We start from the raw sequence: 17,263 nt of genomic DNA on the forward strand, positions 1-17,263 counted from the left end.
CCTAACAAATAAGCAAACGGAAAATCCCGGTGAAGAAAACCACGATCGCTATTGGCGGGGCACTGCTTGCCCTCTCGGCTCAAACCGCTTTCGCACAAACCTCGGTCACGCTCTACGGCATTGTCGATACGAGCGTGCGCTACCTGACCAACGCGAATGCGAATAACGACAGCCAGGTCTCGATGGGCGTCGGTCCGATCACCGGCAGCCGCTGGGGCCTGAAGGGCAACGAAGACCTGGGTGGCGGCCTGTCTGCGGTATTCCGGCTTGAAGACGGTTTCAACCTCTGGAATGGCCAGTTCGCGAGCCAGAACACGTTGTTCAACCGGATGGCTTATGTTGGATTGTCGAGCAATCAGTACGGCGCGCTCACCTTCGGCCGCCAGAATACGCCGCTGTTCGACCAGCTCGGCAACGTCTACGACCCGCTGACCGTGGGTAACTTCGATCAGGACGGCTGGCTGCCCGGCGCACTCGGCTATGGCCTGCGCGAGAACAACTCCGTCAAGTACAACGGCCAGTTCGGCGGCCTGAACGTCGAGGGCATGTACAGCTTTGGTGGCGTGGCCGGCAGCACCGGCGCGAACAACATGTACGGCCTGACCGCTTCCTATACGTACGCTGGCCTGTCGCTCGATGCCGGCTATCAGCAGAACAGCGATCTGCAGAACAACAAGTTCAAGGTCGTCAACGTTAGCGCGGTCTATGCATTCAGCACGGTCAAGGCCTATGCGGGCTGGCTGCATGCCCAGGACAATACCGGCATGGTCGACCTGTATATGGCGGCTGCGAACTCGCCAGCTGCCGGCTGGTCGACGCCCATCACCAACACCAACCGGATCGACGATGGCTTCTACGTCGGTACGACCTGGCAGGTGACGACGCCGTTGCTGCTGACCGCAGCGGGTTACTACGATCACTCACGCAATGCGTTGAATGCCGACGACACGACACTCGGCCGTGGCGTCCGTTACTCGGGCGTGCTGCTTGCCGAGTACTCGCTGTCCAAGCGTACCGAAGTGTATGGCACGGTCGATTTCATTCACGGCACCGGCGCTGCAACTGCGGACTTCCCGGGCCGCAACAACCAGACCGGTGTTGCAGTGGGTATGCGCAATATCTTCTGATGCGTATGGTCCGGCTTGTTGCCGGACTGTGCACTTGCCTCTATGACGGCGCGCACTGCGAGGTGCACGCCGTTTTTCTTGAGCTAAGCAGGATTGCTGGAAGACTTCGCTCTAAAGGCGTTTCGCAATGCTCGCTTTGCGTCGTTGTCTCGGCCGCGCGCAGTGCGCCGGGCAATTCCTTCTCGAGCAATGCCATGATGGCGCGTGTCCTTGATGGAATGGGGCGAGCACATAGCGCATTCAGTTCGAAACCCGGCACGGTGTAGTCAGGCAGAAGCCGAACCAGGCTTCCGCTGGCGATGGCGTTTGCACAGACCGGTTCCTGCAGCACGCCAATGCCCGCACCCGCGACGAGCAATTCATGGACGGGGCGCCAATGGTTGACGCTAATCGCGGCGGTGACCCGTGCGGATATCGGCGACTGTTGTGCATCGAGCATTCGCAATACGCCGTCGCCAAACAGACCCATGACGCGGATAAATGGATGCGCCACCAGATCGTCAGGTTGGGCCGGCGTACCGTGCCGCTCTAGATAGGCGGGTGCCGCAACCAGCGCGCGGCCCACGTGTCCTGATGGCGGGCTGCCAGGGCATCGCACAAGCTGCCATTACCGATATGAGCACGCCTGAGAACAAGGCGTACAACATGAGCATCATGTCGCTCGCGTTTAGTGCTGGCGTGATTGTGGGCCCCGTATTAGGCGGCGTTACCTCGGATCGGACCATTGCGCCGGTTTTCAACTATGGCAGGCCGTTTCTGCTCGTCGCGGCGCTCTCGGCAATCTGTGCGATCTGGACGTGGCGCTCCTACCGGGACACGGCGCTTGCCTCCGGCAAGGCGCGCGTCGATCTCATGCTGCTGCAGACACGATTTCACTACACGAGCTCGCAACTCGGTTTGTTCAGTGGGTTGATCGGCGTCTGCTTCGTCCTGGGTCTGCTGGTCGTGGTGCGGCTAATGTTGCGGATCTGGAGTGTGGTTGACATCGCGAAGACTGGCCTGCTGATTGCCGGCGTCTGCCAGATACTCTCCACGCTCTTTCCGCAGCAGATCGATCCTGCGATTTCGGCGCTCGCTGTTCATCATGTTGTGGTCCTGGCCCATTTGACGAAGGCAGTTCCGGCCTCACGCAAGACGGCTTCGCGAGAGTCCATGCTGACGCCCGGCGCATCGTAATAGGTGGCGACGAGCAGTGGGGCGCGTCCCGGCGGCCGTACCAGCGCATAGTCGTTGGTTTCTTCTTCGACGCTCGTTCCCGGCCGGTCGGCCGCCAGCCAATCCGCAGGCAAAGCCGCGCGAATCCGGTTGAGACCCGGCTTGGCCGCAATCATCCAGCTTTCCAGTTGCGTACGCGATAGTGGACTCAGAACGTCACCTAGGAGAATCCTGTTCGCCAGCTTTACGATTGCTCTCGGACTCGTGGTGTCGCGCACACCGTTGTATTGGTTCGACTCGGGCTCGTACCTGTCGGAGCGGGTGACGGTATCGCCGAGATCCCGAACAAACTGCGTCAAGCCCGCGGGTCCGCCAGCGCTTTTCATCAACAGGATGGCGGCCGTATTGTCGCTCACCTCCACGATGGCCTGGCAAAGCGCGCCAACCGACATGACGCCTTGCGAAACATTGGCTTTCGTTACGGGCGAGGTAAAAATCAGGTCTTTCGCGGTATAGCGCACGAGGCGAGCGAGGTTCTCTTTGCCGGTATCTACACGGGCGAGTATCTGCGCCGCCAGCAGTCCTTTGAAGGTGCTGCACATCAGAAAGCGCTCATCGGCGCGATAGCTCAGCGTTCGCCCTGAACCGGTATCGATGGCGAAGACGCCGAGGCGGCCACCGTGCCGGCGCTCGATATCGGCTAGCGGGGAGTCGGATGCGAAAACAGGGCAGGCAGCGCCCATGCCGAGGAGAAAAGGTAACCCGAGGATCAGGTTTCGCCGGGTGGTGGAGTGGGGCATTGATTTATCCTGTTTGTTCGGGAGCACGGTTATACCCATAAGCGGTACAACCAGAACGACTCATCCTCGGCAAAGCGCTGGGCAAATTCGCCTGGCGTAAAACCGGTGATCTGTTTGGTTTTGCGGCTCAAATGGGCTTGATCGGCGAAGCCTTCATCAACGGCTAGCCCGGCCCAGTCGAACGCCTGTCCCGCCTCATGGCGCTCTCTTGCACGAAAGAACACACCTTCGGACTTGACCAGCGATTGCCACTGCCGCAAGGATCGTCCGCTGTACGCCTGAATGCGGCGCTCCACCTGGCGTGGGCTGAGCGTACGCCGCCATTCGTGGGCTTGCCAGGCAAGGTGCTCAACCCAATGCCGGCCCGATTGACGCAAGGAGGGCGCGCTCGATTTTCGCCCTTGGAGCACTTGCCAGAGCGGCGCAAGATGTTGCTCGAGGACGGACAGCGTGGCCGCATCGTCGGGAGCGTCAAGCAGCGCTTCCAACAGAGGCTGCCAGTTTTCGCCGAGCAAGGCGCGCGCGTCGACGAAGCGATCATGGATGGCCGGCAATTCAATTCCAAATAGCGTCTGCGCGACATCCGCGGTGACACACAACATGTAGCCACGCCCTGTGGTGGGCGCCCAGCTAGCGGTGGGGCGTGACTGGCTGCCAGAGAACACGACAGGCGCGCCTAAGGACCGCCATTGCGGGCCATTGGCAGTGCGTTCCGCTAGCCCTACCTCAGCTCCCTTGAACCACGAAAGAGACACCAGTGGCGAGGCCGGAAAATGCGTCAAGCGTTGCGCGCTATCCAGTTGCAGGCTGCGTGTATCGCGGCTGATGAGCGCCACGAACGCGCCTTGCAGCGCTGCCGGCGCGAGGTGAAGTCGCGTGTGCACTGTCTTCTCTGCCGGCGAGACGCGGGGGGCACGTGTCAGCGGATCGGGGCAGAGCGGCAGGGTCGATGGAGTATCGAGCATCATGACGACGGAGTGTAAGCAAACCAGGCACGGGTGTCACGCCGGACACCGCAAACCGCCGGCGATGTCGTTTGCGTTCAAGACGCGCCCGCTCCAGAGACGAACAATGTGTGCCATGAATACACCCTCTACACCCCAATGCCCTTTCCACGCGCAACCGTCGTCTGCGCCGCCGGTTTGCCATCCTCCTGGTGTCTGGCCGCCGGGGCCGCCAGCCGGCCTGACGGGTTGGGGCTTGCTCAGGCGCATGTCGAACGACTTGCTGGGCACGCTTGGCGCCTGGCAACAGCGCTTCGGCGATGTGGTGCATCTGCGCATCTGGCCGGAACATCAGATCGTGGTCGCCGATCCGCAACTTGCGCGGGACTTGCTGGTCACACACCATGAAGCGTTGATTCGCTGGGAACGCGGGATGCGCGTTTTCTCCGGTCTGCAGGGGCAGAGCGTATTCGTCTCCGAGGGCGAGGCATGGCGTGGCAAGCGGCATGCCCTGTTGCCGAATTTCTCGCGCAAAACAGTTGAATCCTTCGTGCCGTCGATGGTCGCGGCCGTCGAGCAGGCGCTCGCGCGTTGGCCGCAAACCGATCGGCGCTGGCCGATCGAGAGTGCGCTGACTTCGGTGACCATGGACGTGATCCTGCGCATGATGTTCTCGACTGCGCCAGGCGATGATGCCCGTACAGCCGAGCAAGCGGTCCACACGGTGATGGTTGCGGCGAATGCCGAGTTCTATTGGCCGGCAAGCGCACCCGACTGGGCGCCCTGGAAGCGCGCGAAGCGCATGGCGCTGGCGACGCTAAAGGACATAGTGAGCCGCCATTTGCAGGACCGTGTGCGCAAGCCGCGTGACGCCTGGCCGGAGGATTTGTTGTCGAGCCTGCTGCGGATGCATTTCGACGATCCGGCGGCGTGGCCGTTGCAAGCGGTGCACGACGAATGCATGACGACGTTCCTCGCGGGTCATGAAACCGCCGCGGCGGCGTTGACCTGGTGGGCGTGGTGCATGGCCGATAGTCCCAAGGTACAGACCGCTGCGCGCGAGGAAGTTCGCAAGGTTTTCGCGGGCCGCGCGCCGACAATGGATGTCCTGCCATCGCTGCGTTATCTGACGCAGACGCTTCAGGAAACGCTGCGTCTTTACCCCGGCGCGCCGGTGCTCAACAGCCGTCGCTTGCTTAAACCCATCACCTTGGGCGCCTGGCAGTTTCCCGCGCGAACCATGTTCATGGTGCCGGTTCAACTGATGCACCATGATTCACGCTGGTTCCCCGAGCCAAAGGCATTCCGGCCCGAGCGTTTCGCGTCCGGAGCGCCGGAGATTCCACGCGGCGCTTATCTGCCTTTCGGAGCGGGCCCACGCGTTTGCCTGGGGCAGCACCTCGCCATGACCGAACTGACCGTTGTCGCGGCCATGCTCTTGCAACGCTTTCAATTGTCAGTGCCGGATGGCATGACGGCGCCTCAGCCGGTGTTTCACGTCTCGCTTAGACCAAGCCGTCCTCTATCCCTGCAACTCGCCCCAGCACCACAGGCCGCAGCGATCTCAACCTGAGCTTCGCCGCAGAACGCGGCGAAGCTCGTACGGCGCTTACTGCGAAACCGTAAACGCCGGGTTCGGGCTAACTGAGAGGCTATTGACCGTGCAACTGCCGGCTAGCGGCTGATCGCTTGCGCTCAGCGTATTGGTTTCGTTGCTCCAGCTACCGTTGATGGTCGAGGGACCGCAACCCACACCCAGTACGCTAAACCCGACGTTCGCCACGTTGCCAGTCGTGGTGCTGGTGGCGACGAGTTTCCACGGCAAACCGGTGATCTGCGGTACACCGCACAAGCCACCGCCGGTGAGCGCAACCGAATTGATCTGGGCGTACGTGCCGTCCTTGCTGACCACGCCGCTAAGCGTGATGCCGCAGCTGACGTTGGGGGCGATCGGCGTGCTGACGTTGATCGTGCCCGGCGCACTGAAGGAAGATCCCGCCGGTCCGATCGTGGCGGCTGAGACGATGGGTGAGAGGGCGGCACAAATGAGAGCGACAGCACCACCGCGAGCGAACGTCTTGATGAGCTTCATGATTTGCCTTCCATGGTTAAATGGCAACGAAGTTGCCGAATGTAGGCGCCAAGCAGTGGTGTTCAGGAACACCGTTGCCTCGCCTGTTGACGAACCGAACTGCCTCTATCCGTGCAGCCTGTGCAACGTGATACACGCGGCCGCACGGCGTCATTCGTCATCCTGAAGATCGGGTAGACCTTCAGGACAGACGAACCGCATGCTTGATGCGAGGGCTATTGCACGAATGCGCCGATTGAGAGGTACGGATTGACGACGCCAGCCTGGGTCGGTGTCGTCGACGGTGTATTGACGCCGTTCATCAACAATCCGTACACCGGCCCCACCTGAACCATCACGCCGGTATCGCCGGCCTTATAGATCGATGTGCTGCCCGACATCAGCGGTCGCGCTGCAGTGACGTTGACGAGACCGGGTTTCGACTGCGTATAGTCGAAGTTGAAGTCACTCGAATCCACGGTCTTGAATGGGTTGATCAATTTCCCCACCGAGCCTTGAAACAAGGTCGAGGTGTAGTTCACGCTAGGCGCAAACGACGCGCTGCCATCAATACAGGCGCCTGCGGAGGCATAGGCGCTCGTGTACTGGCCGTTGATCACCACCGTGCCTTGCACCGCGTTGGCATATGTGACCGCGCCGCAGGCAGAGGCGCTGTTGGCCCCGATGTAGCCGCCGCTCAAGGCGCCCGATGCCAGTTGTGTGGCGGGTGCAAGCAGGGAAATGCCGATCTGGTCGTCCAGCACGGAAGCGAACGGGTTGGTCCCACTGGTGGAGGCATATCCGACGCGAATGATGACCGGCACCAGTTGGCCATTGACGTTGCCGACGATCATCACGCCGTGAGCATTGTTGGTGCCGCCGACCAGCTGGGTGATCGACTGGCCGACCGCGGGAAAGTATTGCTGTCCGCTTGGCGGCTTGCTGACGAACACATTGTCCGGCGTGCCGTCCGCATTGGTTCGCAGCGTCCACGGCGCACCCGTGGACTTGCACGAGTAGGTGGAGCTGTCAGGCACGCACGAGCCGTCGGCATTGAAGGTTTCCGAGGCCTGGATCGCGTCGGGCTGCCAACCGATATTGCTGCCCGTGGTCACGACGGGCGCCCCGGTCTGGAAGCTGGTGCCTTCGGGCGTCATGCGGAATCCCAGCTCGTTGTATGTGCCCGCCACCTGCGAGAAGTCGGTGACGGTCTGGCTGAAGCCGAGGAACGGGTACGAATCGAACGTGCGCGCGGGCACCCCGCCGATGGTGTATCCGGGGAACAGTTGAACGCCATTGAACTGGATGGAGGACCCCGGAATGCCGCCCCCGATGATGCCCTGGCCGACGAACAGCATAGGCGGATCCTGCGGGTTGACGGTGATCGAATAGGTGCCGTCCGAGGTTGCGCCGTTTTCCAGCAAGATGGCGCAGCGATTCTGCTCCGCAGTCGGCAAGCCATAGGGCGTGGTGACGTTGCCGCTCGAGTCGGTCACCTGGTACTGGTTGGGATGCACGTACGAACCGGTAATGGTCAGGCCCGCTCGCGACTGGTTGATCTGCCCGGACGAGGTGGGCACGAACGATTCGACAAAGGTCATCTGATACTGCATCTTGGTCGAGTCGAACTGCATCTTGATGTATTCACCGCTTCCAGAGCCACCCGAGTAGGTCGTCGAGTAGTCGAGGGACTCGGGACAGAGCTGCTTGACAACGACCGGTGTGGAAGAGGGCGCGCCCTGTGGCGTACAGGTGCTTCCGGTACATTGGGTGACGGAGATAGGACCCGGCGCGCCGGGTGAGCTGCCGTTGCACGCTGCCAGTAGTAAAGGAAATGCGAGTGCACTAATGATGAAAACTGCAAAGCCTCGCCTGCTTTCTCGATGCGCCATCATTTGTCTCCGTGGCCATGTTTTTATTAAAAGTCAAAACAACATCTATTCATCCGGCATTCATGTGCCGGTTGATGTACTCCCTGCGGACAAACGTATCCACCCTTATGCGTAACGCGAGCCGCCGCGCTTAAACAGGAGAACGTTTCATGCGAATAATGCGAATTGCATCGGAAAGAAACTGAACTTCGCAATATGCTTTGCGCATTGCGAGTTGCCAATGCAGTCGTTTTCCTCGATAGACAGTGATGTCGTGGTGCATTGCACTCGCTGGCCGGATATTCAGATAATTTGTGGGCATACACTAGCCCCACGGGCCCTGCGTGTACATAGAGTCTTTGATCCAAACAGGCGGCTGTGGCTAGCGGCGCTTAAGCTCGCCGGTCGGCTGCGATTTAAAACGCTCGCATGAATTGTCTTAATTCGCCAGAATGCAGTTTTACCGGATGACACGATGCAATTGACGTATTCTGCTCTCCGGGGTTGACGATATTCATAATCAACCGTATGCCTAATAGAATGATTTCCGATTTTGGTCGCTGATATGGGAGCTGGCATGCAGTCCTTGCGCAAGGCGGAAAAATCTACTGCGAAATCGCTATGGAGTTTCGCGGGATGGGTAATATGCGGAGGCGTCACGATTGCGGTGACCTTGGCATTGATGGGCCACTGGCCGCTGTTCGCAGCGGCGCGCACGATGCCTGTTGCAATGCATGCGACGACGCAGGTTCCGGACGTGCTCACACCGGGCGGCGTGAGCGCGGCACAGAGGCCAACCGTTGAGCCGGCTGCCTTTGCACACCCGGGTATCGACGTGCTCGCGCGACTCGAATCCGCAGCACGCAGCAGTACTGCCGCGCAGTCGGGACCGAACACCAGCGAGACGCTGACCGAAGCGCTGCAACGTGCGCTCTCATATCCGGATTTCAGTGCGCTTGCCGCGCGCAGCGACCCGGAAGGTCTGGTTGAAGCTGCGGCTTGGGCCGATGCTTGCGAGCGTGGCGCGTTGTCCGCTCAGGACGAAGGCTTGCGTTGCGGCGATGTGAAACTGCACGGCGCAAGCTATGCCGACGACCTGCTAAAGAAGGCCGCCGACGCAGGTCAGCCCGCAGCCGTTCTGGCGCTAGCGGACCGCTATCCGGACCAGTGGCTGGAGATTCCGTTGCCAAGCGGCGAGATGCTGGGCGACCGCGTATTTACCCTTGCCGCTCACGCGTACCCCGCCGCACTGGCCATGCTGAGCCAACTGTGCTCCGCCCCCGAGGTATGCGCCAACGGACTGCTGACGCGAAACGTACTGGCGCTGCTGCAATTGGGCATGTCTGAGACCGGTACGTCCGACGCTGGCCAATATCTGACCGGCACGGAGAGCGAGCAGCGCGCGGCAACCGATCGGGCAGCCCAACTTCGAGCAGCGTTGCACTGGCCGTCTTGACGGCGAAGCGCCGGATGGGCGGTGGGCGTCCGACCGGGTCAGGCGCTTGTCTACCGAAGCCCCGATTGCCTTTCCGGCTTTCGGGGCTTCCTCTTTATTGAGGCGTCGACCTGAGTGTCCTGCGCTGCGCCGCCATTACCCTCAAGAACTGCCGCGCGTTGCCGATATTGCGTGAAGAGCGCGTTCGGATTGAATGTCCCGCTGTCCCGGCCGGGCAGGGGTAGGGCTGGCCAGTCCGTAAAAGATGGCATCTTGTCAGCCGCATTCAAAGTGTCCAGATGGCGGGATGCGCCATCCTTGTCATGGCTGGGAAGACTGGTTGTGATATTCAAGTCACCTTCGTACGACGGGGGGTACCGTGATTCGACATGGCCTTGCGGGGTTGCTGCTAATCCTATGCTGTATTGGCGGTGCTATGGCCGCTGGTCCCGAATGTTCGCGTTCGTTTACCCTGGCTTTGCACGATCACGGTCTGCTCTATTCCGTCGACACGGACACCGGGATCGACAAAGACTTCGCTGACGAGTTGATCCGCCGCAGCGGTTGTCAGGTCAGAGTCAGCCTTATGTCGCGGGCCCGGATCTGGAAGCTGATCGAATCCGGCGGACTCGATTTCAGCCTGTCGGGCATTGCTAACAGTGAGCGTAACCAGTACGCGGATTTCGCCTGGTACTTCAGCGACAAATACTATTTGCTGGTGCGCAAGGATGCCGGAATCCATCGCCTGGCCGATTTCGAGCACAACGACCAGTTTCAGCTCGGCGTCATCCGCAGCTTTCGCTACAGCGAGTCCGCCAACCGGCTGGTCGACTCGCTCGCCGCCGACAACCGGGTTACCCAGGCCGGCGGTCTGGATCCGCTGTATCAGGCGCTGCTTGTCGGGCGCATTCAGGGCATGATCATCGAGCCATTCGATTACCCGGCAATCGATGAAAAGAAAATCCGCGACGTGACTAACATCGTGGAGTTCGACGACCCTGCCGTACCTCACGGCCTCATCATGTCAAAGAAGGCGCTGCCGCCATCCGAGCGGGAAAAGTGGCGCGCCTTGGTGAATGAGATGCGCGCGGATGGCACCGTGCGGCGAATCTTCGAGAAGTATTTCAAACCCGACCTCGCCGATTCGATGGTCGATTTCCAGACGCAGCCGTGAACTGGTCGCGTCTTGTTCTGATCCCGCTGCTGGTTTTGTCCGCTTCGCTCAGCGTGACCTGGATCCTCTGGGACCATGAGCGGCAAGCCGCCCGTCATGAACTCCTGTCCCAGTTCGACTTTTCGCTGGGAGACGCTGTCAGCCGGATCGAGCAGCGCATGGGTACGTACGAACTGCTGCTGCGCGGCGTGCAGAGCCTGTTCGCCGCTGACGGTGCGATTGACCGCGGCCGGTTCCGCGACTACGTCGACACGCTCAATCTCGACGCCAACTTCTCCGGTATCCAGGCTATCGGCATCGTCGCGTGGGTACCGGGGACACAAATGGCCGGGCATATCGCCACCATGCGCCGGCAGGGGCTGCCCGACTACACGATCCAGCCCGAAGGCGCGCGCGAAAACTACGCGCCCATCATCCAGCGCGAGCCGTATATCGGCATCAATCGTGCGCCGCCCGGTTTCGATGTATGGAGTGACCCTGTGCGGCGGCGCGCCATGGAACGGGCGCGTGACTCCGGCATGGCGACCATTTCCGGAAAGGTCCACCTGGCGGTGGACGCCCGGGGCAATGCTCGCCCTGGGTTCGTCATGTACCTGCCGATCTACGCACGAGGCCAGTCGCAAGACAGCGTCGCCGAGCGCCGCGCGCACCTGGTCGGTTGGGTTTACGCCTCGTTCCATATGCACGATGTCATTGCCAGCTTGTACGGCGCGCAACCGCCCGGCCTTACCATCGCCATTTACGATGGCGTCGAACAGTCGTCCGCTGCACTTTTGCACAAGACGCCTGAGGCGCCTGGTCATCATCTGGCTGCGGACATGTCGGGCAACGAATATCTGGTCGTCGGCGGACATGACTGGACCCTGTCGATGAGTGCGCAGGACGACTTCAAGGCTCGCTTCGGCCGTAACGCGGCGCTGCCGATCGCCAGCACCGGCACGGGCCTGAGCCTGCTCCTCGCGCTGCTCACCTGGCTCATGATGACCGGTCGCGGCCGCGCCATGCGGCTTGCCTCGGCAATGACAAGAGAATTGCGCGAGAACGAAGAGAAATTCCGCGCGATTGCAGACTGTACGGTCAACTGGGAGATCTGGTGGGGACCCGACGGCAAGCCACGCTGGATCAACTCAGCCGTGGAGAAATACATCGGATATACGGTCGAGGAGTGCATGGCCCTGACCGACTTTGCGCGGACGGTGATTTATCCGGAGGACATCCCCCGCGTTGCCCCTGAGTTTCAGAAGGCGCGACAGGGCCTGCGGGGAGACGACCTCGAATTTCGCTGCATTCGCAAGGACGGCTCGCTCATGTGGCTTTCCGCGTCCTGGGTGCCGATTAGCGATTCGAGGGGAGCGTTCATCGGTTTTCGCACGAGCAGTCACGACATTACCGAACGCAAGATCGCGGAAGAGCGGATCAAGGAATTGGCCTTCTTCGATGCACTGACCCGGTTGCCCAACCGCACCCTGTTGCTGGATCGCCTGAAGCAGGCGATCACGGCCAGCGCTCAGAGCGAGGCCTGTGGCGCGTTGCTGTTCATCGATCTGGACCGCTTCAAGACCTTGAACGATACGTTGGGCCACGACAAAGGCGATCTGCTGCTGCAGCAAGTCGCGCAGCGCCTGGCAGAGAGCGTATTCGAGGGCGACACAGTGGCCAGGGTGGGAGGCGACGAGTTCGTGGTGGTACTGGGGAATTTGCACAAAAGCTGGCAGGAGGCGGCTAACCAGACGAAGGCCGTGGGTGAAAAAATCCTCGCCGTTCTTGGCAGTCCGTACCAGCTTGGCCAGATCGAATACCGCAGCAGCGCGAGCATCGGCGCCACCGTGTTCAAAGGGCATCAGGCATCGATGGATGAGCTCCTGAAGCAGGCCGATCTCGCGATGTACAAATCCAAGGAAAGAGGCCGCAATGCCGTGCGCTTCTTCGATCCGGACATGCAGACAGTCGTGGTGCAGCGCGCTGCGCTGGAGGCGGGGTTGCGCGATGCAATCGCCGGCAGGCAGTTCTTGCTGCACTACCAGGCGCAGGTCGACGGCGCCCGCATAACAGGCGCTGAAGCGCTGGTGCGCTGGCAGCATCCCAGGCGCGGTATCGTGCCTCCCGCAGAGTTCATTCCGCTGGCTGAAGAGACCGGACTCATCCTTGCGCTAGGAAGCTGGGTCCTGGAGGCTGCCTGCGCACAACTGGCGCAATGGGCAAAGCGGCCCGACATGGCGCATCTGACGATTGCGGTCAATGTCAGCGTCCAGCAGTTCCGCGAAGCTGATTTCGTGGACCGGGTATTGAGCGTCATCGGTCGAACCGGCGCGCGCCCCGACAGGTTAAAGCTCGAGCTGACGGAAAGTGTGCTGGTAGACAATGTGCAGGACATCATCCAGAAGATGGGGGCACTGAAAGCCAAAGGTATCGTCTTTGCGCTCGACGATTTTGGTATCGGATATTCGTCGCTCTCCTATTTGAAGCGCCTGCCGTTGGACCAGTTGAAAATCGACCGCTCATTCGTGCGGGATGTCCTCGTAGATCCCAACGACGCCGTGATTGCCAAAACCATCGTGGCACTCGCGCAGAGCCTCGGCTTGGGCGTGATCGCCGAAGGGGTGGAAACCGAGGCTCAGCGTGATTTCCTCGCTGCAGTGGGATGCTACGCGTATCAGGGCTACTATTTCTGCCGCCCGCTTGCCGTCGAGGATTTTGAAGCGGTGTTGAGCGAACACGAAGCACGCCAGTGTGTAGACGAGTGACCATCCGGAAAACGATATGGCGCCGAGGAGCGCTAAATGAAAACCTACGCCGGTCGCGAGGCGTAGGCTTTAGCGTAAGCTCAGAAACGAAGTCTTTCGTATAGCGATTCAAACTCCGCCGATGCACAGGTACTTGATGACGACATAGTCGTCGATACCGTAGTGCGAGCCTTCGCGACCAAGCCCGGACTGCTTGACGCCGCCGAACGGCGCGACTTCATTGGAGATCAGCCCGGTGTTGATCCCCACCATGCCGTATTCGAGTGCTTCGGCAACGCGCCAAACGCGGCTGATATCGCGGCTATAAAAATATGACGCGAGTCCGAACTCGGTATCGTTGGCGAGGCTGACCACTTCCTCATCCGAGGAAAAGCGGAACAATGGTGCGAGCGGACCGAACGTTTCGTCGCGCGCGACTTTCATGGCCGGGGTGACGTCGGCGAGCACGGTCGGTTCGAAGAAGCCGTGACCGAGCGCGTGACGCTTGCCGCCCGTAACGATGCGAGCGCCCTTGGCGAGCGCGTCTTCGATATGCGACTCGACCTTGAGCACGGCCGCCTCATTGATGAGCGGGCCTTGCGTGACGCCGTCATCGGTGCCACGACCGACCTTTAGTTGTTCGACTGCCTCGCGCAGCTTGGCGGCAAACGCGTCATAGACCTTGTCATGCACATAGAAGCGGTTGGTGCAGACGCAGGTTTGACCGCTGTTGCGGTATTTGGAGGCGATGGCGCCGGCGACGGCCGCATCGAGATCGGCGTCTTCGAAGACGATGAAGGGCGCGTTGCCACCGAGTTCGAGCGAGACCTTCTTGACGGTGGGAGCGCATTGCGCCATCAACAGACGGCCGATGGCGGTGGAGCCCGTGAAGGACAGCTTGCGCACGATCGGATTGCCGGTCATTTCGGCGCCGATGGCCTTGGGGTCGCCGGTGACGACGCTGAAGATACCGGGCGGCACGCCGGCACGTTCGGCGAGCACGGCGAGTGCGAGCGCGGAGAACGGCGTCGCCTCGGCGGGCTTGACGATGATGGGGCAGCCGGCGGCGAGCGCGGGACCGACCTTGCGGGTGATCATGGCCGCGGGAAAATTCCACGGGGTGATGGCGGCGCAGACGCCGATGGGTTCTTTGGTGACGACGATGCGTTTATCCGTTGCCGGAGTGGGGATGGTGTCGCCGTACACGCGTTTGGCTTCTTCCGCGAACCATTCGAGGAAGGAGGCGGCGTAGAGGATTTCGCCTTTGGACTCGGCTAGGGGTTTGCCTTGTTCGGTGGTGAGGATTAGGGCTAGGTCGTCGGCGTTCGCCAGCATCAGGTCGTGCCAGGCACGGAGGATTGTTGAGCGTTGCTTGGCTGTTTTGTTTCGCCATGCTGGCCAGGCTTTGTTAGCCGCCTCTATCGCGCGGCGGGTTTCGGAGTGGCCCATTCGGGGGATTTTGCCGATTAGCTCGCCTGTGGCTGGGTTTTTTACGTCCAGCGTGGTGTCGTCGTCTGCTTGTGTCCATTCGCCGGCTATGTAGGACTTTGTTCTCAACAGAGTTGGGTCTTTTAGGGTTATCTGCGATGTGTTGGTGGGCATTTTTTTGCTCCGGTGAGTTAAAGGGTTTTGCTGCGCAGGCTTTTGTTGTCGCTGTTCTTGCGGTGTTGGACTTGCCTTGCATTCTTCGTAGTCTGTTTGCCTGCGGCGCCTTGCTCTTGGCTGTTGTTCTTGTGGTGTTGGCCTTTCCTTGTATTCTTATCGGTCTATTAGCTTCGCCCCTGTGCGGGGCGGCACCTACTTTCTTTGCCGCCGCAAAGAAAGTAGGCAAAGAAAGCGGGCTTCCAACCGCTAGCGGGTAGTGAGCCATCTACGTCTGCTACGGGGAACGGCCCAAGACGAGACCTGTTCTCGCACCACAGACGTTCGTGACAAGGCAGTCATCCGTTCCAGCGTCGCGCTGCGCGCCCCGCCGTCGGGTATAACCCACTCTGAAAAGTCTGTAGGTATTCTAACTATGTGGATTGGCTTCATCTGCAATATATGATCGCCTGCGTGGCCGGTCGCACTCGTAGTGCTAGACTCCGTTGCCGTTGCTAGTGCCTTTGGTTTCCCTTGCAAGCCGATCCGCGACGCACGCGGTGCGGAGTGGGGTGGATGAGCCCTTTGTCACTAATGTTAGTGGCGCGAGGGAAGGTCTTGTCTTGGGCCGTTCCCGGTGGTGTGCCGAGATGGCTCACTACGAGCTAGCGGTGTGAAGCCCGCTTTCTTTGCCTACTTTCTTTGCGGCGGCAAAGAAAGTAGGTGCCGCCCCGCACAGGGGCGAAGCTAATAGACCAATAAGAATACAAGGAAAGGCCAACACCACAAGAACAACAACCAAGGGCAAGGCGCCGCAGGCAACAGAGGCCAACGCCATAGGACCACCGCCAAGCGCCGCGCAGGCAAACCCAAAAAACCAAACCCAAAAAACCAAACCCAAAAAACCAAACCCAAAAAACCAAACCCAAAAAACCAAACCCCAAACCAGCGACCCCAAACAACCCGACCAAGAGCCGCCAGCAGGGCAAAAAAAACCTAAGCGCTCACACCAACAGTCTCCCTCAACACATCTTCGAGCACACCGAGAGCCTCCTCAAAGACACTCTCCTGCACAGTAAGCGGAAACAAGAACCGAACGACGTTCGAGTAGACGCCACATACGAGCAACAACAACCCGCGCTCCAGCGCCCGAGCCTGCACCCGCTTAGTAAACTCAGCATCCGGCTCATGCGTCCCAGCCTTGCAAAACTCAACCGCCACCATTGCCCCAGGCCCACGCACATCGGCAATCTGCGCAACCTCACCCTGCAACGAAACCAGCTTGGCCTTGAGCCGATCCCCAAGCACAACAGCCCGCTCGCAGAGCTTCTCCTCATCGATGATGTCCAAAACGGCATGCGCGGAAGCGACAGCGAGCGGATTCCCCGCATACGTCCCGCCTAATCCTCCAGGCGCCGCCGCATCCATAATCTCCGCACGTCCCACCACCCCCGACAACGGCATGCCGCCCGCCAGGCTCTTGGCAATCGTCATCAAATCCGGCACCACATCGTAGTGATGCATTGCGAACAACTTGCCGGTCCGTGCAAACCCAGTCTGCACTTCATCCGCAATCAGCAAAATGCCATGCTCGTTGCACAACTTGCGCAGCGCCCGCACGAACTCCACCGGCGCCGGGTAGAAGCCGCCTTCGCCCTGCACCGGTTCGAAGATGATCGCGGCAACCCGCTTCGGATCGATGTCGGCCTTGAACAAATACTCGATCGCCTTCAACGAATCCGCCGTCGTCACGCCGTGCAGCGGATTCGGGAACGGCGCGTGGAAGACGTCCGATGGGAACGGTCCAAAGCCAATCTTGTACGGCGCCACTTTGCCCGTCAGCGCCATGCCCATCATCGTGCGACCGTGGAAGCCGCCCGTGAAGGCAATCACGCCCGGCCGGCCCGTCGCGGCGCGGGCAATCTTGATCGCGTTCTCAACCGCTTCCGCCCCCGTCGTGAAGAAAGCCGTCTTCTTCGGGTGGTCGCCCGGCGCGCGTTCGTTGATCTTCTCTGCTAGTGAAACGTACGACTCGTAAGGCACGATCTGATAAGCCGTGTGCGTGAACTGATCGAGTTGCGCGCGGATTGCCTCGACAATCTTCGGATGACGGTGGCCCGTGTTGCACACCGCAATCCCCGCCGCAAAGTCAATGAAGCGCCGGCCTTCGACGTCCCACAACTCCGCGTTCTCGGCACGCGCCGCGTAGAAATCGCACATCACGCCCACGCCGCGCGGCGTAGCGGCATCCTTGCGGCTCTTCAGATCAGCATTCTTCACAGTCATCTCCTTCACTCCCGTCTTGGCAGAAGCCGCCCACCCGGCACGGCACATGCAGCGACTATAATGAGATTTGGCTCTGGTGTTCAGAGCCATTTTGAT

At 60.6% G+C, this 17,263-nt stretch carries 12 protein-coding genes and 1 pseudogene; 6 read left to right on the top strand and 7 right to left on the bottom strand.

The window, feature by feature from the left end:
• Positions 1–29 precede the first annotated feature (29 nt).
• Positions 30–1,127 carry a porin gene (locus BLQ92_RS31345; RefSeq protein WP_090691472.1) on the top strand — a complete coding sequence of 366 codons (1,098 nt, stop codon included), beginning with the start codon at positions 30–32 and terminating at the stop codon, positions 1,125–1,127.
• Between the two features lie 40 nt (positions 1,128–1,167).
• On the opposite strand, the gene BLQ92_RS31350 is transcribed toward BLQ92_RS31345, so the two are convergent.
• Positions 1,168–1,725 carry a LysR substrate-binding domain-containing protein gene (locus tag BLQ92_RS31350; RefSeq protein WP_090691701.1) on the bottom strand — a complete coding sequence of 186 codons (558 nt, stop codon included), beginning with the start codon at positions 1,723–1,725 and terminating at the stop codon, positions 1,168–1,170.
• On the opposite strand from BLQ92_RS31350, the pseudogene BLQ92_RS31355 reads away from it, so the two are divergent.
• Positions 1,683–2,207: pseudogene (locus BLQ92_RS31355) on the top strand (MFS transporter); the annotation flags it as partial. The gene BLQ92_RS31350 and the pseudogene BLQ92_RS31355 sit on opposite strands and share 43 nt — an antisense overlap.
• Before the next feature lie 2 nt (positions 2,208–2,209).
• On the opposite strand, the gene bla reads toward BLQ92_RS31355, so the two are convergent.
• Both bla and BLQ92_RS31365 read right to left on the bottom strand, forming a co-directional pair.
• Positions 2,210–3,082 carry a class A beta-lactamase gene (gene bla / locus BLQ92_RS31360; protein WP_090691475.1) on the bottom strand — a complete coding sequence of 291 codons (873 nt, stop codon included), beginning with the start codon at positions 3,080–3,082 and terminating at the stop codon, positions 2,210–2,212.
• Between the two features lie 29 nt (positions 3,083–3,111).
• A complete protein-coding gene (locus BLQ92_RS31365; protein WP_090691705.1) occupies positions 3,112–4,047 on the bottom strand; it encodes a helix-turn-helix domain-containing protein in 936 nt (311 codons plus the stop codon).
• 115 nt (positions 4,048–4,162) lie between these two features.
• Here BLQ92_RS31365 and BLQ92_RS31370 point away from each other — a divergent pair, with 115 nt between their 5' ends.
• Complete coding sequence (locus BLQ92_RS31370) at positions 4,163–5,599, top strand: cytochrome P450 (protein WP_090691478.1); 1,437 nt, start codon at positions 4,163–4,165, stop codon at positions 5,597–5,599.
• A gap of 36 nt (positions 5,600–5,635) precedes the next feature.
• Here BLQ92_RS31370 and praA read toward each other — a convergent pair whose 3' ends face one another.
• Complete coding sequence (gene praA / locus BLQ92_RS31375; RefSeq protein ID WP_090691486.1) at positions 5,636–6,118, bottom strand: alkane oxidation protein activator PraA; 483 nt, start codon at positions 6,116–6,118, stop codon at positions 5,636–5,638.
• Positions 6,119–6,333: 215 nt separating this feature from the next.
• Entirely contained in the window at positions 6,334–7,989 is a 1,656-nt protein-coding gene (locus BLQ92_RS31380) for a DUF2957 domain-containing protein (RefSeq protein WP_090691498.1), read from the bottom strand.
• Positions 7,990–8,545: 556 nt separating this feature from the next.
• Between BLQ92_RS31380 and BLQ92_RS31385 the strand changes: the two genes are divergently transcribed.
• The 3 genes from BLQ92_RS31385 (at position 8,546) to BLQ92_RS31395 (ending at position 13,321) form a co-directional block, all read left to right on the top strand.
• Complete coding sequence (locus BLQ92_RS31385; RefSeq protein ID WP_143016710.1) at positions 8,546–9,424, top strand: hypothetical protein; 879 nt, start codon at positions 8,546–8,548, stop codon at positions 9,422–9,424.
• A gap of 358 nt (positions 9,425–9,782) precedes the next feature.
• Complete coding sequence (locus tag BLQ92_RS31390) at positions 9,783–10,577, top strand: substrate-binding periplasmic protein (RefSeq protein ID WP_090691503.1); 795 nt, start codon at positions 9,783–9,785, stop codon at positions 10,575–10,577.
• Positions 10,574–13,321 (top strand): bifunctional diguanylate cyclase/phosphodiesterase, encoded by a 2,748-nt coding sequence (locus tag BLQ92_RS31395; protein ID WP_090691505.1) that lies wholly within the window; start codon positions 10,574–10,576, stop codon positions 13,319–13,321. Before BLQ92_RS31390 ends, BLQ92_RS31395 begins: the two co-directional genes overlap by 4 nt.
• Before the next feature lie 108 nt (positions 13,322–13,429).
• Here BLQ92_RS31395 and BLQ92_RS31400 read toward each other — a convergent pair whose 3' ends face one another.
• Both BLQ92_RS31400 and BLQ92_RS31410 read right to left on the bottom strand, forming a co-directional pair.
• Complete coding sequence (locus BLQ92_RS31400; protein ID WP_090691526.1) at positions 13,430–14,902, bottom strand: NAD-dependent succinate-semialdehyde dehydrogenase; 1,473 nt, start codon at positions 14,900–14,902, stop codon at positions 13,430–13,432.
• A gap of 975 nt (positions 14,903–15,877) precedes the next feature.
• Entirely contained in the window at positions 15,878–17,167 is a 1,290-nt protein-coding gene (locus BLQ92_RS31410) for a 4-aminobutyrate--2-oxoglutarate transaminase (protein ID WP_090691544.1), read from the bottom strand.
• Positions 17,168–17,263 lie beyond the last annotated feature (96 nt).

Origin of the sequence: Paraburkholderia phenazinium, assembly GCF_900100735.1 — a bacterium.
Classification (GTDB): domain Bacteria; phylum Pseudomonadota; class Gammaproteobacteria; order Burkholderiales; family Burkholderiaceae; genus Paraburkholderia; species Paraburkholderia phenazinia.

Excerpts from the sequence above, each read along its gene's own strand:
- BLQ92_RS31365 (WP_090691705.1), bottom strand. The coding sequence starts at position 4,047 with ATGCTCGATACTCCATCGACCCTGCCGCTCTGCCCCGATCCGCTGACA.
- bla (WP_090691475.1), bottom strand. The coding sequence starts at position 3,082 with ATGCCCCACTCCACCACCCGGCGAAACCTGATCCTCGGGTTACCTTTT.
- praA (WP_090691486.1), bottom strand. The coding sequence starts at position 6,118 with ATGAAGCTCATCAAGACGTTCGCTCGCGGTGGTGCTGTCGCTCTCATT.
- BLQ92_RS31400 (WP_090691526.1), bottom strand. The coding sequence starts at position 14,902 with ATGCCCACCAACACATCGCAGATAACCCTAAAAGACCCAACTCTGTTG.
- BLQ92_RS31410 (WP_090691544.1), bottom strand. The coding sequence starts at position 17,167 with ATGACTGTGAAGAATGCTGATCTGAAGAGCCGCAAGGATGCCGCTACG.
- BLQ92_RS31380 (WP_090691498.1), bottom strand. The coding sequence starts at position 7,989 with ATGGCGCATCGAGAAAGCAGGCGAGGCTTTGCAGTTTTCATCATTAGT.
- BLQ92_RS31385 (WP_143016710.1), top strand. The coding sequence starts at position 8,546 with ATGCAGTCCTTGCGCAAGGCGGAAAAATCTACTGCGAAATCGCTATGG.
- BLQ92_RS31370 (WP_090691478.1), top strand. The coding sequence starts at position 4,163 with ATGAATACACCCTCTACACCCCAATGCCCTTTCCACGCGCAACCGTCG.